This is a genomic window from Sporosarcina sp. CAU 1771 (assembly GCF_054482775.1).
In genome coordinates, this window is the sequence record NZ_JBTLRN010000015.1 from 18,018 (window position 1) to 34,068 (window position 16,051).

The following is a 16,051-nucleotide window of genomic DNA, read 5'->3' on the forward strand; positions in this document are numbered from 1 at the left end:
AGATGTCTCAATATATGAGTCGTTCGATTGGTTCCGTCAGTTTAACAAGATCTTTTTCGGTCAGAAATACATCCCGCGCTTTACTACCTCTTTGACCTGAAATAAAACCTTTTTTCTCCATTCGATCCATCAATTTGGCGGCACGGTTATAACCAATACTAAAATTACGTTGCAATAACGACGTCGATGCACTTTCTTGTTCATAAATAAACTGACACGCTTCCTCAAAAAGTGAATCTGCTTCTTCTTCCTCTACTGCACTTGCTAGCAAGTCGTCCTGACCAAACAAATACGTAGGCGATGCTTCTCTTTGAACATGTTCTATTATACGTTCGATTTCATCGTCCGTGACAAATGTCCCTTGTAGCCTAGAAGCAGAAGATTGGCCATTCCCAAGGTAAAGCATATCCCCTTTACCAAGAAGTCGTTCCGCGCCTTGAATATCTATAATTGTACGGGAATCGATTTGTGAGGATACAGAAAAAGCAATCCTTGTCGGTATATTCGCTTTTATCGTTCCGGTTATTACGTCCACCGATGGCCTTTGAGTAGCTATAATTAAATGAATTCCGCATGCTCGTGCCTTCTGAGTAATACGACTAATTGAAATTTCGACGTCCGCAGGGGCCATCATCATTAAATCGGCCAGTTCATCAATTACAATAAGTAGGTACGGCATTTTCAATGAATAGCGTCTGCTTTCCATAACAACTTTATTGTATCTCTCTATATCTCTAACTCCTGTGTGGGCAAGCAATTCATATCGGCGCTCCATTTCTGCAACTGCCCATTTCAATGCAGCTGTTGCCGCCTTAACATCTGTAATCACCGGGCTAATTAAGTGCGGTATACCGTTAAAAGGAGCTAACTCAACCATCTTCGGATCAATAAGCATCATTTTCAAATCGTATGGAGATGCTTTGTACAGCAAACTTACAAGTAATGAGTTAATGCACACGGATTTACCAGACCCGGTTGCTCCTGCAATCATTCCATGTGGCATTTTACGTAAATCAATTGTGACAGGTTCTCCAGTCAGACTGAGCCCTAAAACCGCCTCTAAAGGCGAAGTCGACTCTTGAAATTCCTGAGTGGAAATAACTTCAGATATTCTAACGGGCCTAGTTGTTCGATTTGGTATTTCGATACCTATTGAACTTTTCCCTGGAATTGGAGCTTGAATTCTAATATCCTCGGCCGCCAAGGCAAGTTTGAGGTCATCAGTAAGGTTTCTTATTTTACTCACTTTTGTTCCTTGACCGACTGTTAGTTCGAAACGGGTTACTGTAGGACCTTGTACCGCTTCGATGATGTTTGCCTGAACAGCAAAATGAGACAACGCTTCTACTAATTTTGCTGATTGAGATGTGAGCCAGTCTGTATCTTCTATTTGTGTTTCCGGTGGTATTAAATAGTCGATAGAAGGGAAAGCATAGTAAGGTTCTTCTTCGCTATGGTTTTCAATCGGACTAGTTGTTTCAATGTAAGCTTTTTTTTCTACCGGTTTAGATTTAGCTAATTTCTCTTTGTCTGATTTTAACATCATTACATTAAAAGGAACCGTTCGTTCTTTCTTTTTTTCAATCACTTCTTGGACTTCTAGTACCTCTTCTGCTTCTTCTATTTCTTCTTCGACTTCGACTTCTTCTACTATCTCTTCTATCTCTTCTATCTCTTCTATCTCTTCTATCTCTTCTACCTCTTCAAGTGATTTATCTTCTGACTTCGACGAAACTACCTCTTCGACAGTTTCAAGCTTCTCTTCGTCAAATGACTTATTTTCTTCTATAACTTGGATTGAGGTTTTCTCTTCCGTAAGAATTCCCTTTAACACATCAAGTTCTTGTTCTACTCTATCTTCCGGACCGACTGTTTCCATCGGTTGATCGTTAAATAGTTCTGGTTGGAAATTGTTACTTATCGAAGGTTTTTCACTTTCAACAAATTGAACGACTTCATCCTCTAACTTTACTGTTTCGCTTACTTTTTCTTTTATCGGAATCTTATATCCATGTATAGGCGACGGGACATCTGTTGGTGTGAATGGCCGACTTGAACGCTTCTGAATCGACTCGGCTCTATGAGTATGAGGTTGCGACTCCGTAACAACTTTAGATGACATAAATAAATCGTCCTTTATTGTTGGTTCACTTTGATATTTATGTTTGTCACCGGCCCTAAATACCTTTCCCTCTCGGTGGTCACCTAACCATCTTTCATTCTTATATAACGGTGTCGGTTCAAATTCATCCAGGTCTTCATCTGGCCCATTTAACGGACTTTCCGTATCGTACACTTTATTTACGTGTTCAGTTTCTTCCCATCCGTATATCTCAGCATCTGTAATAATCGGAAATCTGAATTTCGGCCTTTCGGTCTTTCCATTTTGATTCTCAGTACTATTTTTATTATCTACTTCATTAAATTCAGGTTCTTTTTCATCTTCAAGCGTATTAAATATACGGCTTACTATCCTTCTATACCAACTCAAAACAATCACTTCTTCCAATATCAATCTCTCTATTTTAACAGTAGTTATTGCACAAAATCAAATGATTGTATAAAAAAAGAAAAACGCATCCTTTTTGGATACGTTTTTCTACTCTTTAGCTATTAACTTTAACCGTTAAATGAATCTCCAATTTTCGCATCATCTTCAAGAACTAATATACCTGTTCCTTTTTCAGCATTCGGTAAATTTAGTTCGGAAGCTGAACAAATCATTCCTGATGAAGGAACACCGCGTAATTCAGCATCCTTAATGATCATTCCTGAGGGCATAACTGCTCCCACCTTAGCTACAACTACTTTTTGTCCCGCATCTATATTGGATGCACCACATACGATTTGTAGGCTTTCTGCTCCAATATCAACTGTACAAACAGATAGTTTATCGGCATTAGGATGACTTTCTTTTTTCAATACATGTCCAATTACAAATTTGGGCGACAAATCCACGGTTAACTCAATCTTCACTTCATTTTTAATAAGCGCAAGTTTAATTTTCTCAAGGATGTCATCGTTTAGATCCACTTTTCCAACAGCATCTGTTTTCAGGTAAGTCGATGCGTTAAAAATATTGAAAGCTACAAGTTCTTCTGTTTTTTCATCCCTAATTAATGTTACATCTCTATTTTCCTCTATCTTTATACTTTTAGGTTCTTCGGTAGTAAGTTGTACGAGTAGCACATCGCCTACACCTTGTTTATTGTAAAATACATTCATTACTTTCTTTCCCTTCTTGCAAGTCGATTTTTAGCCATAATAAATATAGGTTCTAACTTTCCATCCTCATAAATAAATGACATTGAAGTTACCGGAACCAATCCTGTTGTAAAGAAATGCATTGTCATTTGTGCAAGCACATCATAGCCAGTATCATTTCTAATATCACCAATGATTAGGACATCTTGGTGAGGGACTGAAACAGTCATATGACCTTCAATTTTCGCTTCCATCTCTTTGAGAAACGAGCTGTTCAATATTCTACTCGCATCATAGCCATCATTATTGTTTACAAAATAGTACAAATTTCCATCTACTTCATCTTTTTTCATAGCTGTTGGTAAAGACCTTACCCGGAACAGCGCAGCTTCTGTTAACTCAGTTTCAGTTAAACCAATTTCCTCTAACATGCCCTCATCAATTAGTCGGTAAGTTGTTCCTAAATCAAGTGCATAGTAAATACGAGTTTCTGCAGTATGTTCTTTCATAATAAAACGCTTACCTAGTGACGTTTCTTTAGGAAATGAAGTTGATCTGATAACTGGATAAATTGTACGCATCCCTTTAAATCCTTCAACGTGTTCCCGCTCCATCGCTTTAAATGTTTCATCGATTGTATACACAATCTCATCAATTGCTGCTTCTTTTTTTTGTTTGTATCTTGAAATGATTTCTGGAAGCGAAATGTCCATTCCTCTTTTCAACATTTTGTGTTCAAGTCGAACTTTTTCCGTCGTTCTATCGAAATCCCATTGGAAATGTTCTGTAGGAAGACGCTTTTTCAATATCTCTATTAATTCTCCAGACTTCATTACTTAATTTCCTCCATTCAAATAATACACATTAACTATTCTTTATCTTGCTTGATTGATTGGACAATTTGCATCATTTGCGTCAAATCTTCAGTAAACTTCTTCTTACCTATTGTCGTCATCTTCGTACCACCGACACTAACAACTAGTTCTACAAGTTCAGATTTTTCATTTCCACTTTTGAGTACTGCTGCAAAGCCAAAAGAATCTTCTTTTTCAAATGATTCTTCTGCTAAAATCTCCTTACTCGTATCTGCAAGCAAAAGTTCATAAAAAAGACGACTACTCTCTTTCTCGTTAGGATTAACAAATAAGATGAACGTTTCATTTTTACGATTCAAAACTATATTCTGAGGAACTGAACTATTATTAACTGTAAATCCCGCCGGCTTATATAATTTAATACCTTCAATTTCATCTGTTTGATCTTTTGAATCCGAATAAAACGTTTCCTTCGCAGCATTTATGCCGTCATCAGCTTTTTCTTCCAATGACGCCATGCACCCCGATAAAAAAAAGATGGATAGTGAAAATAGGAATAAGACTTTCCACGTTCGGTGCATTCGTTTTCCTCCAATCAATCGTTTAACATTCGCATATACTCTCATTTTAATGATATTAGTGCGTAGTTGCAAACCTTAGGATTCATAAATCCTGAAGATAATAGTTCAATTGACCGATAAGCAAGTTGCAAATATGGGTAAATAGATCATCTCTATTGACAACTCCCGCAGTTAGCATACCTATTGCACCTTCATTATTACGTATATCCGTCGCATCAAAATAATGCTCGATTACTTGACCAAGTTCTTTTCCTTCGATTAATTCTGTTGCGATACTTAGAGGTAACGGGATTTGTGCGCCACCCGCAGTAAACTTCGTTCCATCTGAAAGGGCAAGCGCTCCCCAATTACACAAATACATTTTTCCTTCAATGATCCGAACGCCACCTTCTAGTCCTATACCAATTGCACCCTTTTTATAACCACTTGCCCGTAGCGCACGATTTATCGCACCTATCCTTGTCTCTTCTTCTCCGAAAGGTTGCTCTGAAACGCCGGAACCTACTTCTTCAGAATATACAACCGCATCAGGAAAATGATTTTCCAACGCTTCTTTGACCGCTTTAATTTTCGCTTTGTTTTTAGATCCAATAATAAACTCCATTTCTTTACCTCCTTTGCAATTTCTAATAGAAAACCGCCCCTATAAACTCTTCGGAGTTGGGAGCGGTTCATAAAAATTAATAGATATCCTTAAACGAAAAAAGTCTATGTTAAACGTTGCTCTTAATCGAATCAATTGTCGTTCTATCGCAAGCCTTAACTAATTTAACTAGTAGTTCTTTCGCCGCGGCATAATCATCTGTATGAATTATGGATCCAGATGTATGAATGTATCTAGAACAAATTCCAATTACCGCACTAGGGACGCCTTCATTCGAAATATGAACACGGCCAGCGTCTGTTCCACCAGGAGAAATGAAATACTGGTAAGGAATATTATTCGTTTCTGCAGTATCAAGAATAAATTCTCGGAGTCCACGGTGCGTAACCATAGAACGATCTAAAATTCGTAGTAATGTCCCTTTTCCTAATTGGCCAAACTCATTTTTATCCCCTGATGCATCATTCGCAGGGCTCGCATCTAGCGCAAAGAACAAATCAGGGTTTATCATGTTTGCGGCAGCTTGAGCTCCACGTAAACCTACTTCTTCTAGAACATTTGCGCCTGAATAAATCGTATTTGGTAATTTTTCTCCATGAACTTCTTTTAGTAAATCAATTGCTAATCCGCAACCATAACGATTATCCCATGCTTTCGCAAGAATTTTCTTCTCGTTTGCTAATGGTGTAAATGGGCAGATAGGAACAATTTGCTGACCTGGGCGTATGCCAATGGAAAGTGCATCTTCTTTATCATCTGCTCCAATATCAATGAGCATATTTTTAATATCCATCGGCTTATTTCGGACTTCATCACTCAATAAATGTGGTGGTATGGAACCTATGACACCTGTAACAGCTCCGTTATCAGTAATAATCTCGACGCGCTGAGCTAATAGTACTTGACTCCACCAGCCACCTAATGGCTGAAAACGAATCATGCCATTGTCTGTAATCGCACTTACCATGAACCCTACTTCGTCCATATGACCCGCCACCATAATGCGCGGGCTATTCTCCGGTCCTTTTCGAACCCCGAAAATTCCGCCTAGATTATCTTGAACAATTTCATCAGAGTACTTTTCAAGTTCGCTACGCATGTACTTTCTTACGGCATGCTCATTCCCAGGGGCACCAGGGAGTTCTGTTAACGTTTTAAACATTGCTAATGTTTCATTATTCACTTGTTTGACCTCCCAATTATGTTCTATACTGAATAGTCTATTGGATTTCTAACTTAGTTTCCATCTTTATTATTCTAAGGTAAATGAAATCGGAGTCAATCTCGAATAATGCAGCGTTGCATATTCTTGTGGTACACTGATAGCAAGACAGATTTGGAGGTTGATTACTAATGAAACTCAAAGAATTTCTTGCAGGTGTTCTTACTGGAGTTGCCGCAGGAATCGTTGTAAAAGAAGCACTCGATTGCGCAATCCAAAACATTTCACCGGACACAGTTTTAAAAAATGTAAAAGAATCATTCATTAAAGAAGGTCCTATTGATGGTTCTTGGATCGTCATGAAAACTGAAGCTTATACAAATAATGTAATTGAAATGAATGTTTACCGCGGAGGCATTTCACGAATTAAAAATGGCAAACTCGAACAATTCGAATTCGTTGCAGATGCATCTACCGGAACAGTCGTTGAAATGACAAAATCATAATTAAATTTTTTCACAATCAGAGTAACTTTCTAGGTCAACTATAGTATGATCTTGCACACTTTATAAATTTTAACAAAAACCGTTCAAATCCTACTTATTCAGGATTTGAACGGTTTTTGTTAATTCTTAAACGCAGCTTCTAACCTATATATTGGCTGGCCTTTAGCCGAAAATTTTTCTTCGTATTCTGTCATAATATTATCTTCTGGATTATCTTCATGTAAATCGAGTGAAACAAAGCCTAATTCCATACCATAAGAAGTCATAGAGATCAGTGAGTACTCAAAGAGTAGCCGATTATCCGTCTTAAAATGGATTTCTCCACCAGGCCGAAGTACAGATTTATATAGTTTTAGAAATGTTTCATGAGTTAACCTACGTTTTTCATGTCTTGTCTTTGGCCAAGGATCTGAAAAGTTAAGATAGACCTGATCAATTTCTCCTTCATGAAAAATATTCAATAGATCCATCCCATTTGCTCGAAACAAACGCAAGTTTTTCGGTTTCTCTGCCTCGATTGCTTTTTCTAAAGCTACTACAATTACATTATCGAAATGTTCGATACCAATATAATTCACATTCGGGTTAGCAAGAGCCATACCAATAATAAACTGACCCATTCCAGTACCAACTTCGACATGAATCGGATTCTCATTACCGAACAAGTTTTTCCAGCCATTTTGCATTTTCTCAGGCTCTGCCACTAGAATATCTGGGTGTTCCGACATAAAATCTCTTGCCCAAGGTTTATTTCGAAGACGCATTTAATACACTCTTTTCTTATCATTAATTGTTTAACTTCTACTCTTCTTCATTTTCAAAAAGACGACTAATAGCTGTTGTTAATCCTACTTCAAGGATAGCTTGAGTTGCTTTAAATTGTGCGTGTTTCATTGGAGAATTCTGTTTTTGCAAACTTTCAAACCAACCTGAATAAGACCGACGATCGATTACCTTCAAATCAAATGATTTATCCGGAAAGTCGATATATCCATTTCTGGAAATCAAAAATTTTCGAACAGGAAAGTCAATTCCTTTATTTTTAAAAATCCCTGTTATTATATTCTCCATTCTATCAAGAGATAGTAGTGGATTTAATATTTTTGTTTCGGAGTCACCTTTTTTCATTTCCCAAAAGCGTTCGCTACTCCCAATAAATGCTGTTACATCTTCGTCTTCAAGCACTGTGATACACATGCAGTCTACAGGCGTGACGATAAGGATATCCAGTTCAATCCTGGCATTTTTCAATTGGAGAACTGGGTGATAAAACAAAAAATAATTGTCGGGAAGTTGTTGAGTAAAGCTTCGTAATAACGAATCACGAAAGTATTTTGAATCTACTTTTGATTTATCCATTAGCGTGGAGCTAGCCCATTTTACTTGAAAATGAAATAGCTGATCCAAATAATGCCTGCGTAATTGTTCAACAGATGTTGGATTGTAGATAATGTTGGGATTAAACCCAAAGTCTTCCTCACTATCCACTTCTTCCGAATCGTCTAGTATTTCTTCATCCCTTTTCCCGAACCCTAAAAATTTAAAGAAAGGAGACGTTTTTTTCTCCTCTATGCTTTCATCTTTTTGTTTTTCCCACATTGAATGATCCGAACCGTTTTCCCACTGGATTTTCATTCGATCCCACTGGTACTTTTTCAGTCGAATATACTGTGTAGAGTAACGGGTCAAATCATTTTCATAGCGAGATATATAATCGACTACCTTCACAAGTTGAGCCATTGCTCTTCACCCCGCTCATATACCCCATATTTTCATCTTGTTAGTTATTAGTGGATAGATCTACTTCCGCAGTACTTTCGCTGCTGGAGAAGGAATTTGTGAGCCAAATAGTACTTGAAGTTGTCTTGTAATTGGACCCGGTTTTCCACTCCCTATTTCTTGCCCATCAATGGTAACTACAGGCATAACCTCTGCAGTTGTTGAAGTGTAAAAAACCTCATCCATCTCAAATACCTCATCTATTGTGAAACTCTTTTCTTTAAATGGAATTTGATTCTCTTCACATAAAGCTAAAACAACTTGTCTTGTAATGCCATTCAAAATTAAGTTCGATACAGGATGGGTAAAGACAACTCCATCTTTTATTGCAAACATATTTGTTGAAGAGCCTTCCGTTACAATTCCGTCACGATGCAAAATTGCTTCAGCACAACCGGCATCGAATGCCTCTTGTTTGGCAAGTACGCTTCCAAGTAAGTTAAGGCTTTTTATATCACAGCGAAGCCAACGAACATCTTCAACTGCTTTAACCGCTACCCCCTTATTTTGGGTACCAATTGGTCTTTCATTTTCAATTGCGTAAGCAGTTACTACTGGAGTTGTTTTTGAATCAGGAAATTGGTGTTGTCTCGTATGAATACCACGTGTCACCTGCATATAAACATGACCACAAGAAATCTCGTTTCGTAAAACTAACTCCTTCGAAATCTCTATCAATTCATTTTTTGTATAAGGTACATCTATTCTAATTTTATGAGCACTTTCAAACAAACGACTAATATGTTCTTCTTCTGTATACAATTTACCTTCATAGACTTTAATTACTTCATATACCCCGTCACCGAAATAATAGCCTCTGTCATCAATCGATATGTTAACCCCATCTTGTTTTGTGTAGCGACCGTTGATAAAATAATCCGTCATTTTTTATTCTCCTTCGCAATTGCTCTTCATTAATATTCATCTTATATTATAACCTATGTCTATTCTAGTTTTATGACATTTTAAATATTTTCATTGAATTTATGAGTAAGAAATACTTGCCTGTAAATATTCCCCATTAAAAAGAGACCTATTTCCCTGCCAAAGAGCTTAGAACAAAACTCTTTTGACACTTCAATAGGTCTTTCCCTTTGTAACTAAAATCACTATTGCTATTCAGCCTGTATGCGCCTTGAAAAATTTGGTTGCCTTTTCTCTACAAATGCTCTGACACCTTCTGGGAAATCTTGTTCATCCACAAAAGGAGTCGAACCTTCCCAAAGAGCAGGTGCACTATTTACACATTCACTTACAGATTCTTTAATCGCAATCAACGATGCAGGTGATTGTGAGGCTACTAGTTTACCCAATTCAAATGCAGATCGATCCAAATCTTTTTCCTCTACTAAATAATTCAACATACCTAATTGTAACGCTTCTTTTGCCTCTAATATCTTTCCTGTATAAACTAAATCTTTCGTCAAACTCGGCCCAATGATAGCAACAAGCCTTTGTGCAAAACGATTATTAAGTGTAATACCTAACTTTCCAACTGGTATACCCATTTTGGAATTCTCTGAACCTATTCGGATATCGCAAGCTAATGCTAGTTCCAATCCCGCTCCCATTGCTGGTCCATTAATAACCCCTATCGTTGGAATTCTTAAGTTTTCGAGCGTTGATATTGTTTTTTCCATTGTAACAAATGCTTCTTCTGCCTCTTCTAATGTCATTTCATGAAATTCTTTTAAATCAGATCCAGCTGTAAATTGATCACCAGCCCCACGAAGTAACAGAACTCGATTTTTCGGATTTTCCAGAACTTTTTTTGAAATTCTAGCAAGTTCTTTCCACATATGAGAAGTGAGTGCATTTCGAAGTTGTGGTCGATGAATCGTAACAATCGCTAAGCCAGCTGTTTCTTGATACGTAATTTTAGCTGATTCTGATTCCATTCTTGTTATTTTAACCTTCATTTTATCTCTCTCCTATACTTTAAATTTATCGGGGAACTGATGAACTATCTATTTTTCTTCGGAGTAACTACGTTCCATTGTCTAAAGGCCATATTGAGAGGATTTCTGAGAGTTTGTGGCTTCTGCGTTTATATCGATGGATTAGAAGTTAGTAACGAAAGCTACATAAAATAGTCTGCTATGCATGGCAAGAGGAGGTTGCCTTTTTAACCTTTTATGAAATCCTAATATATAGGGTGGTTGCTAGTAACCACCCTATATGTTTCCCGCAAAAGTGAGTGACTTTTTAGCGACATTGAGTATTCAAGGTCTTAAGTAAAAGGAATTCCAAATTAGATTAACATTATAAAGAAATGTCACGGCAAAATTCTTTTAGTGCCGTACTGAAGTCTTCTGTATTTTCAAGCATTGGATAATGCCCCGAATTTTTAATTTCAAATAGTTTTATATTTTCATTCACTGCTTGTAATTTCTTTCCCGCTTCAGGTGGAATCAGTCGATCGACATCTCCTAAAATAGCAGCAACCGAGATATCTAAATTGGCTAAACGATCTTTTCCTGCTGTATAGTCATTACATGCTTTAAAATTCCATTTAGCAACTTCTGTTGAAACAAGATTCGTTTTTTCTTTTTCACTTGCTAAAAACTCTTCGCTACTTCCCTTTGCATAAGATGCATAAAAGAGTGAGTTCGGAAAAACTCCAGCTTCTAAGCTTTCTAAAATACTTGAATGCACAGGTAATTCATAAAAGGACGCTGCTAAAACAAGGCCTTTAACATTGGGATTCCTTGCCGCGAGCTCCAATCCTATCATTCCTCCCATAGAGTGACCAATCACAATTGTATCTTTATCTATTTCGGACTCAATTAACGCTGCCGTTTCCTCAATTGAATGAGGAACTTCACTTCCGTCACCGTCTTGTCCAGGCAAAGTAATGTACTTACAAGTGTAGTCTTTAAAATTAGATTCAATGTCGTTCCACTTATTTTTCGTTCCACCAGCACCATGTATAAAAAGCAATGTTAATTTGGTCATTTTTTTCCTCCAAGTATCGTTTTGGCAATGATCACTCGTTGAATTTGATTTGTTCCCTCATATATCTGCGTTATTTTTGCATCCCTCATCATTCTCTCAACCTGATAGTCTTGAATATACCCATATCCACCCAAGAGCTGTACAGCGTCTGTAGTAACTTTCATCGCTACATCAGATGCAAAGAGCTTTGCCATTGAAGAAGCTTGTGTTAGTTCAGGGTTCTTTCCAGTTGCAGAAATATCATTCACTTTTGATGCAGCGCGGTAAACTAGACCTCTTGCCGCTTCTATTTGTGTAGCCATATCAGCTAACATGAATTGAAGACCTTGAAAAGATGCGATACTTTTTCCGAATTGCTCACGTTCTTGAACATATTCAAGTGCTATATCATAAGCGCCCTGAGCAATACCTAGTGCTTGGGCTGCAACAGTTGGACGAGATTTATCGAATGTCTTCATCGCAATCATCCAACCTTCACCTTCTTCACCTATTCGATTTTCTAGAGGAATACGACAATTTTCAAAGTAGATTTGAGCTGTTGTAGATCCTTTAATACCCATCTTCTTTTCCAGTTTCCCTATTTCTAATCCTGGTGTGCCTTTTTCAACTACAAACGCTGTAATTCCCTTCTCTGTTTGCGCAAAGACAGAAAATACATCCGCTACGTTTCCATGGCTAATAAACATTTTTGCACCATTTAATACATAACTTTCCCCGTCTCGCTTCGCGTGTGTACTTAGGCTTTGAACATCAGAACCTGCTTGTGGCTCTGTTAATGCATAGGCTGCAATTTTCTTACCTGTTGCCAGGTCGGGTAAAAACCGCTGCTTTAAAGATGGACTACCACCAATCATGATTGGGAGTGATCCCAGCTCTTGAACAACAGCTACTTGTGAGGAAGAAGCACAAACCCTTGCAATCTCTTCTACTATTGTACAAAAGCTTAGTAAATCCAAATTTGCCCCGCCGTACTCTTCCGGCATGTTCGCACCAATGTATCCATAATCGCTAAGTAACTTTAAGACATCCATTGGATACTCTGCTAGTTCATCTATTTCAATAGCTCTTGGTTTTATCTTTCCTTGTGCTAATTTGTGTATTTCATGTTTAATCTCTTTATGTTCTGTTGATAAATCAAAACTCATCTCTTCCAACTCCTTATTTATGTATAATTTCTACTGCTTCAACAAGTATTTTTGAATTTTTCCACTTGCCGTTTTTGGTAGCTCATCCACAAAATTATATTCTCTTGGACGTTTAAAGGACGCTAGTTTTTCACCATTTTTTAAAAATGCATCTAGTTCCTCAGCTGTGATATTCATCCCCTCTTTGGGTGCAACAAACGCAACAATAATCGCTCCCCACTTAGCATCGGGTTTACCTACAACAGCAACATCAAAAACACTTGGGTGCTCTAAAATTGAATCTTCCACTTCACGTGGATAGACATTTTCTGCTCCTGTATTTATCATATAATCCATTCTGTCACGGATCCAAATATATCCGTCATCGTCGAATGAAGCCATATCACCCGTATGATACCAGCCAAATGCAAGTGCATTTTCTGTCGCTTCTGGCAAACGGTAATATTCCTTCATCATACAAGGACCTTTTACAATTATTTCTCCAATTTCGCCAACGTCACATTCATCGTCTGGATGTGAAGGAGAACCATCCTCATTCACCCTAACAATTTTAACTTCATGTGATAAGATTGCTTTCCCCGCAGAACCTGCTCTTTCCAATTGCTCGTCTGCAAATAACACCGTCATCACCGGCCCCATCTCTGTTGTTCCAAACATTTGGACCAACTCAGCTGTAGTGGCTTCTTGAAAACGTTTAATAAGTACTGGAGCCATTGACGCGCCCCCATACCCTAGCAATCTAAGGGAAGATAAATCATACTTTTCAAATCCCTTTACATTCAACATCATATTTACCATTGTCGGAGCAGCAAATATGTGACTTACACGCTCTCGCCCAATTGTCTCAAGCACTACTTCAGCGTCAAAGTTCTTCATAATAATACTGGTTGCACCTACATGTAAACGTGGAATAAAAGATGTATGCAATTCTGCAGTATGGTTAAGCGGTGCAATTGCTAATCCGATATCGTTTTTCGTGAGCCCCATGCACTGAATCATTAAAAAGCTGTGGTGAACCATATCTCTATGCCTGTGAAGCACACCTTTCGGCTTACCTGTTGTCCCACTCGTATACATTAAAATATACATGTCTTCTTCTGTTACCTGGATAGCCGGTTTTTCATTTTCTCCATTTTCAACCAACTCATAGAAATAATGAACGTTTTTGGATGATTGGCTATCAACATCAATATAATGTTGAACATTCATTCCTAAACGGATAGCAGAATGAACAACTTCTGAAACTGTTTTTTCAAATAATAGTACTTTTGAGTTTGCATCATTCAAAATATATTGAAGTTCTGAAGCCGACAATCGGTAATTAATCGGATTAAAAACTGCACCTAGCTTTGCCGATGCAAACAATGCGACAACAAACTCACTAGTATTATATAAAAATGTAGAAACTACATCCCCTTTTTCAACACCTAGTTTTGTTAAAGAGTGAGCAAAACAGTTCACTTTTTCATTCAACTCAGAGTAGGACCATTTCTGTCTTTTCTCTTCATATATAATTGCCGTTTTATTCGGATAATTCGTAGTAGACCATTCCAATAAACTGCCTATCGTCGTCATTTAAGTTGCCACCTCTTTGAATAATTCTACCCGATTTCTCAAAGCAACTTGAAAAACCGGGCAAGTGTAATCTCTCTACTTACTACTTAATATTCATAAAATCCTTTGCCAGTTTTCCTACCCAGATGTCCGGCCCTAACTAGCTTTCTTAAGTACGGTGCAGCACGATACTTTGAATCTTGCGTTTCCTCATAGAGGGAGTCTTGTACAAAAAGAAGTGTATCCAGGCCTATTAAATCCGCAAGAGCTAATGGCCCAATTGGATGATTTGCACCCAATTTCATACCTTTATCAATATCTTCCGCACTGGCTACACCTTCAGAAAGAACGAAAACTGCCTCATTAATCATTGGTACTAATATTCGATTTACCGCAAATAACGGAGACTCTTTTACATCGATTGCTTCTTTCCCTAGGGACTCTACAAGCTCTTTTGAAAATAAGTATGTTTCTTCAGATGTTTCAATTCCTCTAATCAGCTCAACGAGTTTCATAATTGGTACGGGATTAAAGAAGTGAAAGCCCATTGCTTTACCAGGATTTTTCAATACACTTGCAAGCTCTGTAATACTTAGACCAGATGTATTACTTACAATAACTGTATCCTCGTTTACAAATTGCTCAATTTTTTCAAACACTTCTTTTTTCAAGTTCATATCTTCACTAACTGCTTCGATGACGCACGTAGTTTCTTTTAATTCATTCCAATCATTTGTCGTTGTCAGAAGCTCTTCGTACTCAGCTTTCTTTTCCTCAGTCAATCGTTCTTTTTGAACCGCACGAGACCAGTTTCGATTTAATTGTTCTTGCCCACGCGTAAAATACTCCATCTTTTCTTCAATCGCAATAACTTTATAGCCCGCTTCAATACAAACCTGTGCAATTCCTGATCCCATCGTACCAAACCCAATAATTCCAATTTTCCTCATTATAATTTCCCCCTATTTCCCAATAAATGTTGGATTTCTTTTTTCTAAAAATGCTGCTACGCCTTCAACTTTATCTTTTGTTTCACAAATAACTCCAAATTGTTTTGCTTCTAATTTCAAGCCTTCTTCCAAAGACATTTCACTACCTTGCAACATAACTGACTTTGCTGTTTGAACTGCAATTGGTCCCCTTAGAGAAATAGATGCTGCTAACTTCTTGGCTTCTTCCAATGCATCGCCTTCAGCCATTTCTTCAATCAATCGAATTCGGTAAGCTTCATCAGCAGTAATAAATTCTCCAGAAAGTAGAATTTGCATTGCTTTGCCAAGACCAACTAATCTAGATAAACGCTGGGTTCCACCATATCCAGGAATAATTCCAAGCTTTACTTCTGGAAAGCCAAATGTAGATGTTTTTGTTGCTATTCTAATATCGCATGCAAGCGCTAGTTCCAATCCTCCGCCTAAAGTGAAGCCGTCAATTGCAGCGATAACAGGTTGTTTTAACTGAGACAATTTTGTAAACACTTCTTGTCCTCTTAATGTGAGTGCCTCTCCTTCTTCAGGTGTCAATTCAGGAAACTCTCTAATATCTGCACCAGCTACAAAAGCCTTATTTCCAGCTCCTGTAACGATCACGACATTTATGTGGTCCTCGATTTCATTAATTGCTTTCTCCAGATTATTAAACACATCTTTATTCAATGCATTAACCGGTGGAGCATCAATTGTTATTACTGCAACTTTGTCTTCTACCTCTAAAAACACATTCGACATGAAATACCTCCTAAAATAA

Annotated in this window: 16 protein-coding genes; 1 reads left to right on the forward strand and 15 read right to left on the reverse strand. The window is 37.6% G+C overall.

Features of this window, described 5'->3' with window-relative positions; translation table 11 throughout:
• Positions 1-7: 7 nt before the first annotated feature.
• The 6 genes from ACXYMX_RS10895 to ACXYMX_RS10920 form a co-directional block, all read right to left on the reverse strand.
• On the reverse strand, positions 8-2,491 hold the full coding sequence (locus tag ACXYMX_RS10895) for a DNA translocase FtsK (RefSeq protein ID WP_459044263.1): 2,484 nt from the start codon (positions 2,489-2,491) through the stop codon (positions 8-10).
• A gap of 128 nt (positions 2,492-2,619) precedes the next feature.
• Positions 2,620-3,225: a YtpR family tRNA-binding protein gene (gene ytpR, locus ACXYMX_RS10900; protein ID WP_459044264.1), complete on the reverse strand. Its 606-nt coding sequence runs from the start codon at positions 3,223-3,225 to the stop codon at positions 2,620-2,622.
• Positions 3,225-4,037 carry a DUF1444 family protein gene (locus ACXYMX_RS10905; RefSeq protein ID WP_459044265.1) on the reverse strand — a complete coding sequence of 271 codons (813 nt, stop codon included), beginning with the start codon at positions 4,035-4,037 and terminating at the stop codon, positions 3,225-3,227. Before ACXYMX_RS10905 ends, ytpR begins: the two co-directional genes overlap by 1 nt.
• Positions 4,038-4,072: 35 nt before the next feature.
• Positions 4,073-4,600, reverse strand: coding sequence for a hypothetical protein (locus ACXYMX_RS10910; protein ID WP_459044266.1), 528 nt, complete (start codon positions 4,598-4,600; stop codon positions 4,073-4,075).
• Positions 4,601-4,682: 82 nt separating this feature from the next.
• On the reverse strand, positions 4,683-5,204 hold the full coding sequence (locus ACXYMX_RS10915; RefSeq protein ID WP_459044267.1) for a DUF84 family protein: 522 nt from the start codon (positions 5,202-5,204) through the stop codon (positions 4,683-4,685).
• A gap of 109 nt (positions 5,205-5,313) precedes the next feature.
• The gene (locus ACXYMX_RS10920; RefSeq protein ID WP_459044268.1) at positions 5,314-6,387 is read right to left on the reverse strand and encodes a M42 family metallopeptidase; all 1,074 of its coding nucleotides are present in this window, start codon (positions 6,385-6,387) and stop codon (positions 5,314-5,316) included.
• A gap of 170 nt (positions 6,388-6,557) precedes the next feature.
• Here ACXYMX_RS10920 and ACXYMX_RS10925 point away from each other — a divergent pair, with 170 nt between their 5' ends.
• Positions 6,558-6,872, forward strand: a complete 315-nt coding sequence (locus ACXYMX_RS10925; protein WP_459044269.1) for a hypothetical protein — start codon at positions 6,558-6,560, stop codon at positions 6,870-6,872.
• Between the two features lie 119 nt (positions 6,873-6,991).
• Here ACXYMX_RS10925 and trmB read toward each other — a convergent pair whose 3' ends face one another.
• From trmB to ACXYMX_RS10970, 9 genes are all read right to left on the reverse strand, one after another.
• The gene (trmB, locus tag ACXYMX_RS10930; RefSeq protein ID WP_459044270.1) at positions 6,992-7,636 is read right to left on the reverse strand and encodes a tRNA (guanosine(46)-N7)-methyltransferase TrmB; all 645 of its coding nucleotides are present in this window, start codon (positions 7,634-7,636) and stop codon (positions 6,992-6,994) included.
• Between the two features lie 37 nt (positions 7,637-7,673).
• Positions 7,674-8,612, reverse strand: a complete 939-nt coding sequence (locus ACXYMX_RS10935; RefSeq protein WP_459044271.1) for a nuclease-related domain-containing protein — start codon at positions 8,610-8,612, stop codon at positions 7,674-7,676.
• Positions 8,613-8,672: 60 nt separating this feature from the next.
• On the reverse strand, positions 8,673-9,536 hold the full coding sequence (dat, locus tag ACXYMX_RS10940) for a D-amino-acid transaminase (RefSeq protein WP_459044272.1): 864 nt from the start codon (positions 9,534-9,536) through the stop codon (positions 8,673-8,675).
• 230 nt (positions 9,537-9,766) lie between these two features.
• Positions 9,767-10,570 (reverse strand): enoyl-CoA hydratase/isomerase family protein, encoded by an 804-nt coding sequence (locus tag ACXYMX_RS10945; protein ID WP_459044273.1) that lies wholly within the window; start codon positions 10,568-10,570, stop codon positions 9,767-9,769.
• A 343-nt stretch (positions 10,571-10,913) separates the two neighbouring features.
• On the reverse strand, positions 10,914-11,606 hold the full coding sequence (locus ACXYMX_RS10950) for an alpha/beta fold hydrolase (protein WP_459044274.1): 693 nt from the start codon (positions 11,604-11,606) through the stop codon (positions 10,914-10,916).
• The gene (locus ACXYMX_RS10955) at positions 11,603-12,751 is read right to left on the reverse strand and encodes an acyl-CoA dehydrogenase family protein (protein ID WP_459044275.1); all 1,149 of its coding nucleotides are present in this window, start codon (positions 12,749-12,751) and stop codon (positions 11,603-11,605) included. The genes ACXYMX_RS10950 and ACXYMX_RS10955 overlap by 4 nt, the downstream gene beginning before the upstream one ends.
• A gap of 30 nt (positions 12,752-12,781) precedes the next feature.
• Positions 12,782-14,326, reverse strand: coding sequence for a long-chain-fatty-acid--CoA ligase (locus ACXYMX_RS10960; RefSeq protein ID WP_459044276.1), 1,545 nt, complete (start codon positions 14,324-14,326; stop codon positions 12,782-12,784).
• Positions 14,327-14,412: 86 nt separating this feature from the next.
• A complete protein-coding gene (locus ACXYMX_RS10965; protein WP_459044277.1) occupies positions 14,413-15,255 on the reverse strand; it encodes a 3-hydroxyacyl-CoA dehydrogenase NAD-binding domain-containing protein in 843 nt (280 codons plus the stop codon).
• Positions 15,256-15,267: 12 nt separating this feature from the next.
• A complete protein-coding gene (locus ACXYMX_RS10970; protein ID WP_459044278.1) occupies positions 15,268-16,032 on the reverse strand; it encodes an enoyl-CoA hydratase/isomerase family protein in 765 nt (254 codons plus the stop codon).
• Positions 16,033-16,051: the final 19 nt, after the last annotated feature.

Bases quoted from the DNA above. Each gene is read 5' to 3' on its own strand.
- ACXYMX_RS10955 (WP_459044275.1), bottom strand. From the start codon at position 12,751: ATGAGTTTTGATTTATCAACAGAACATAAAGAGATTAAACATGAAATA.
- ACXYMX_RS10910 (WP_459044266.1), bottom strand. From the start codon at position 4,600: ATGCACCGAACGTGGAAAGTCTTATTCCTATTTTCACTATCCATCTTT.
- ACXYMX_RS10935 (WP_459044271.1), bottom strand. From the start codon at position 8,612: ATGGCTCAACTTGTGAAGGTAGTCGATTATATATCTCGCTATGAAAAT.
- ACXYMX_RS10965 (WP_459044277.1), bottom strand. From the start codon at position 15,255: ATGAGGAAAATTGGAATTATTGGGTTTGGTACGATGGGATCAGGAATT.
- trmB (WP_459044270.1), bottom strand. From the start codon at position 7,636: ATGCGTCTTCGAAATAAACCTTGGGCAAGAGATTTTATGTCGGAACAC.
- ytpR (WP_459044264.1), bottom strand. From the start codon at position 3,225: ATGAATGTATTTTACAATAAACAAGGTGTAGGCGATGTGCTACTCGTA.
- ACXYMX_RS10950 (WP_459044274.1), bottom strand. From the start codon at position 11,606: ATGACCAAATTAACATTGCTTTTTATACATGGTGCTGGTGGAACGAAA.
- ACXYMX_RS10915 (WP_459044267.1), bottom strand. From the start codon at position 5,204: ATGGAGTTTATTATTGGATCTAAAAACAAAGCGAAAATTAAAGCGGTC.
- ACXYMX_RS10905 (WP_459044265.1), bottom strand. From the start codon at position 4,037: ATGAAGTCTGGAGAATTAATAGAGATATTGAAAAAGCGTCTTCCTACA.
- ACXYMX_RS10960 (WP_459044276.1), bottom strand. From the start codon at position 14,326: ATGACGACGATAGGCAGTTTATTGGAATGGTCTACTACGAATTATCCG.
- dat (WP_459044272.1), bottom strand. From the start codon at position 9,536: ATGACGGATTATTTTATCAACGGTCGCTACACAAAACAAGATGGGGTT.
- ACXYMX_RS10970 (WP_459044278.1), bottom strand. From the start codon at position 16,032: ATGTCGAATGTGTTTTTAGAGGTAGAAGACAAAGTTGCAGTAATAACA.
- ACXYMX_RS10925 (WP_459044269.1), top strand. From the start codon at position 6,558: ATGAAACTCAAAGAATTTCTTGCAGGTGTTCTTACTGGAGTTGCCGCA.
- ACXYMX_RS10945 (WP_459044273.1), bottom strand. From the start codon at position 10,570: ATGAAGGTTAAAATAACAAGAATGGAATCAGAATCAGCTAAAATTACG.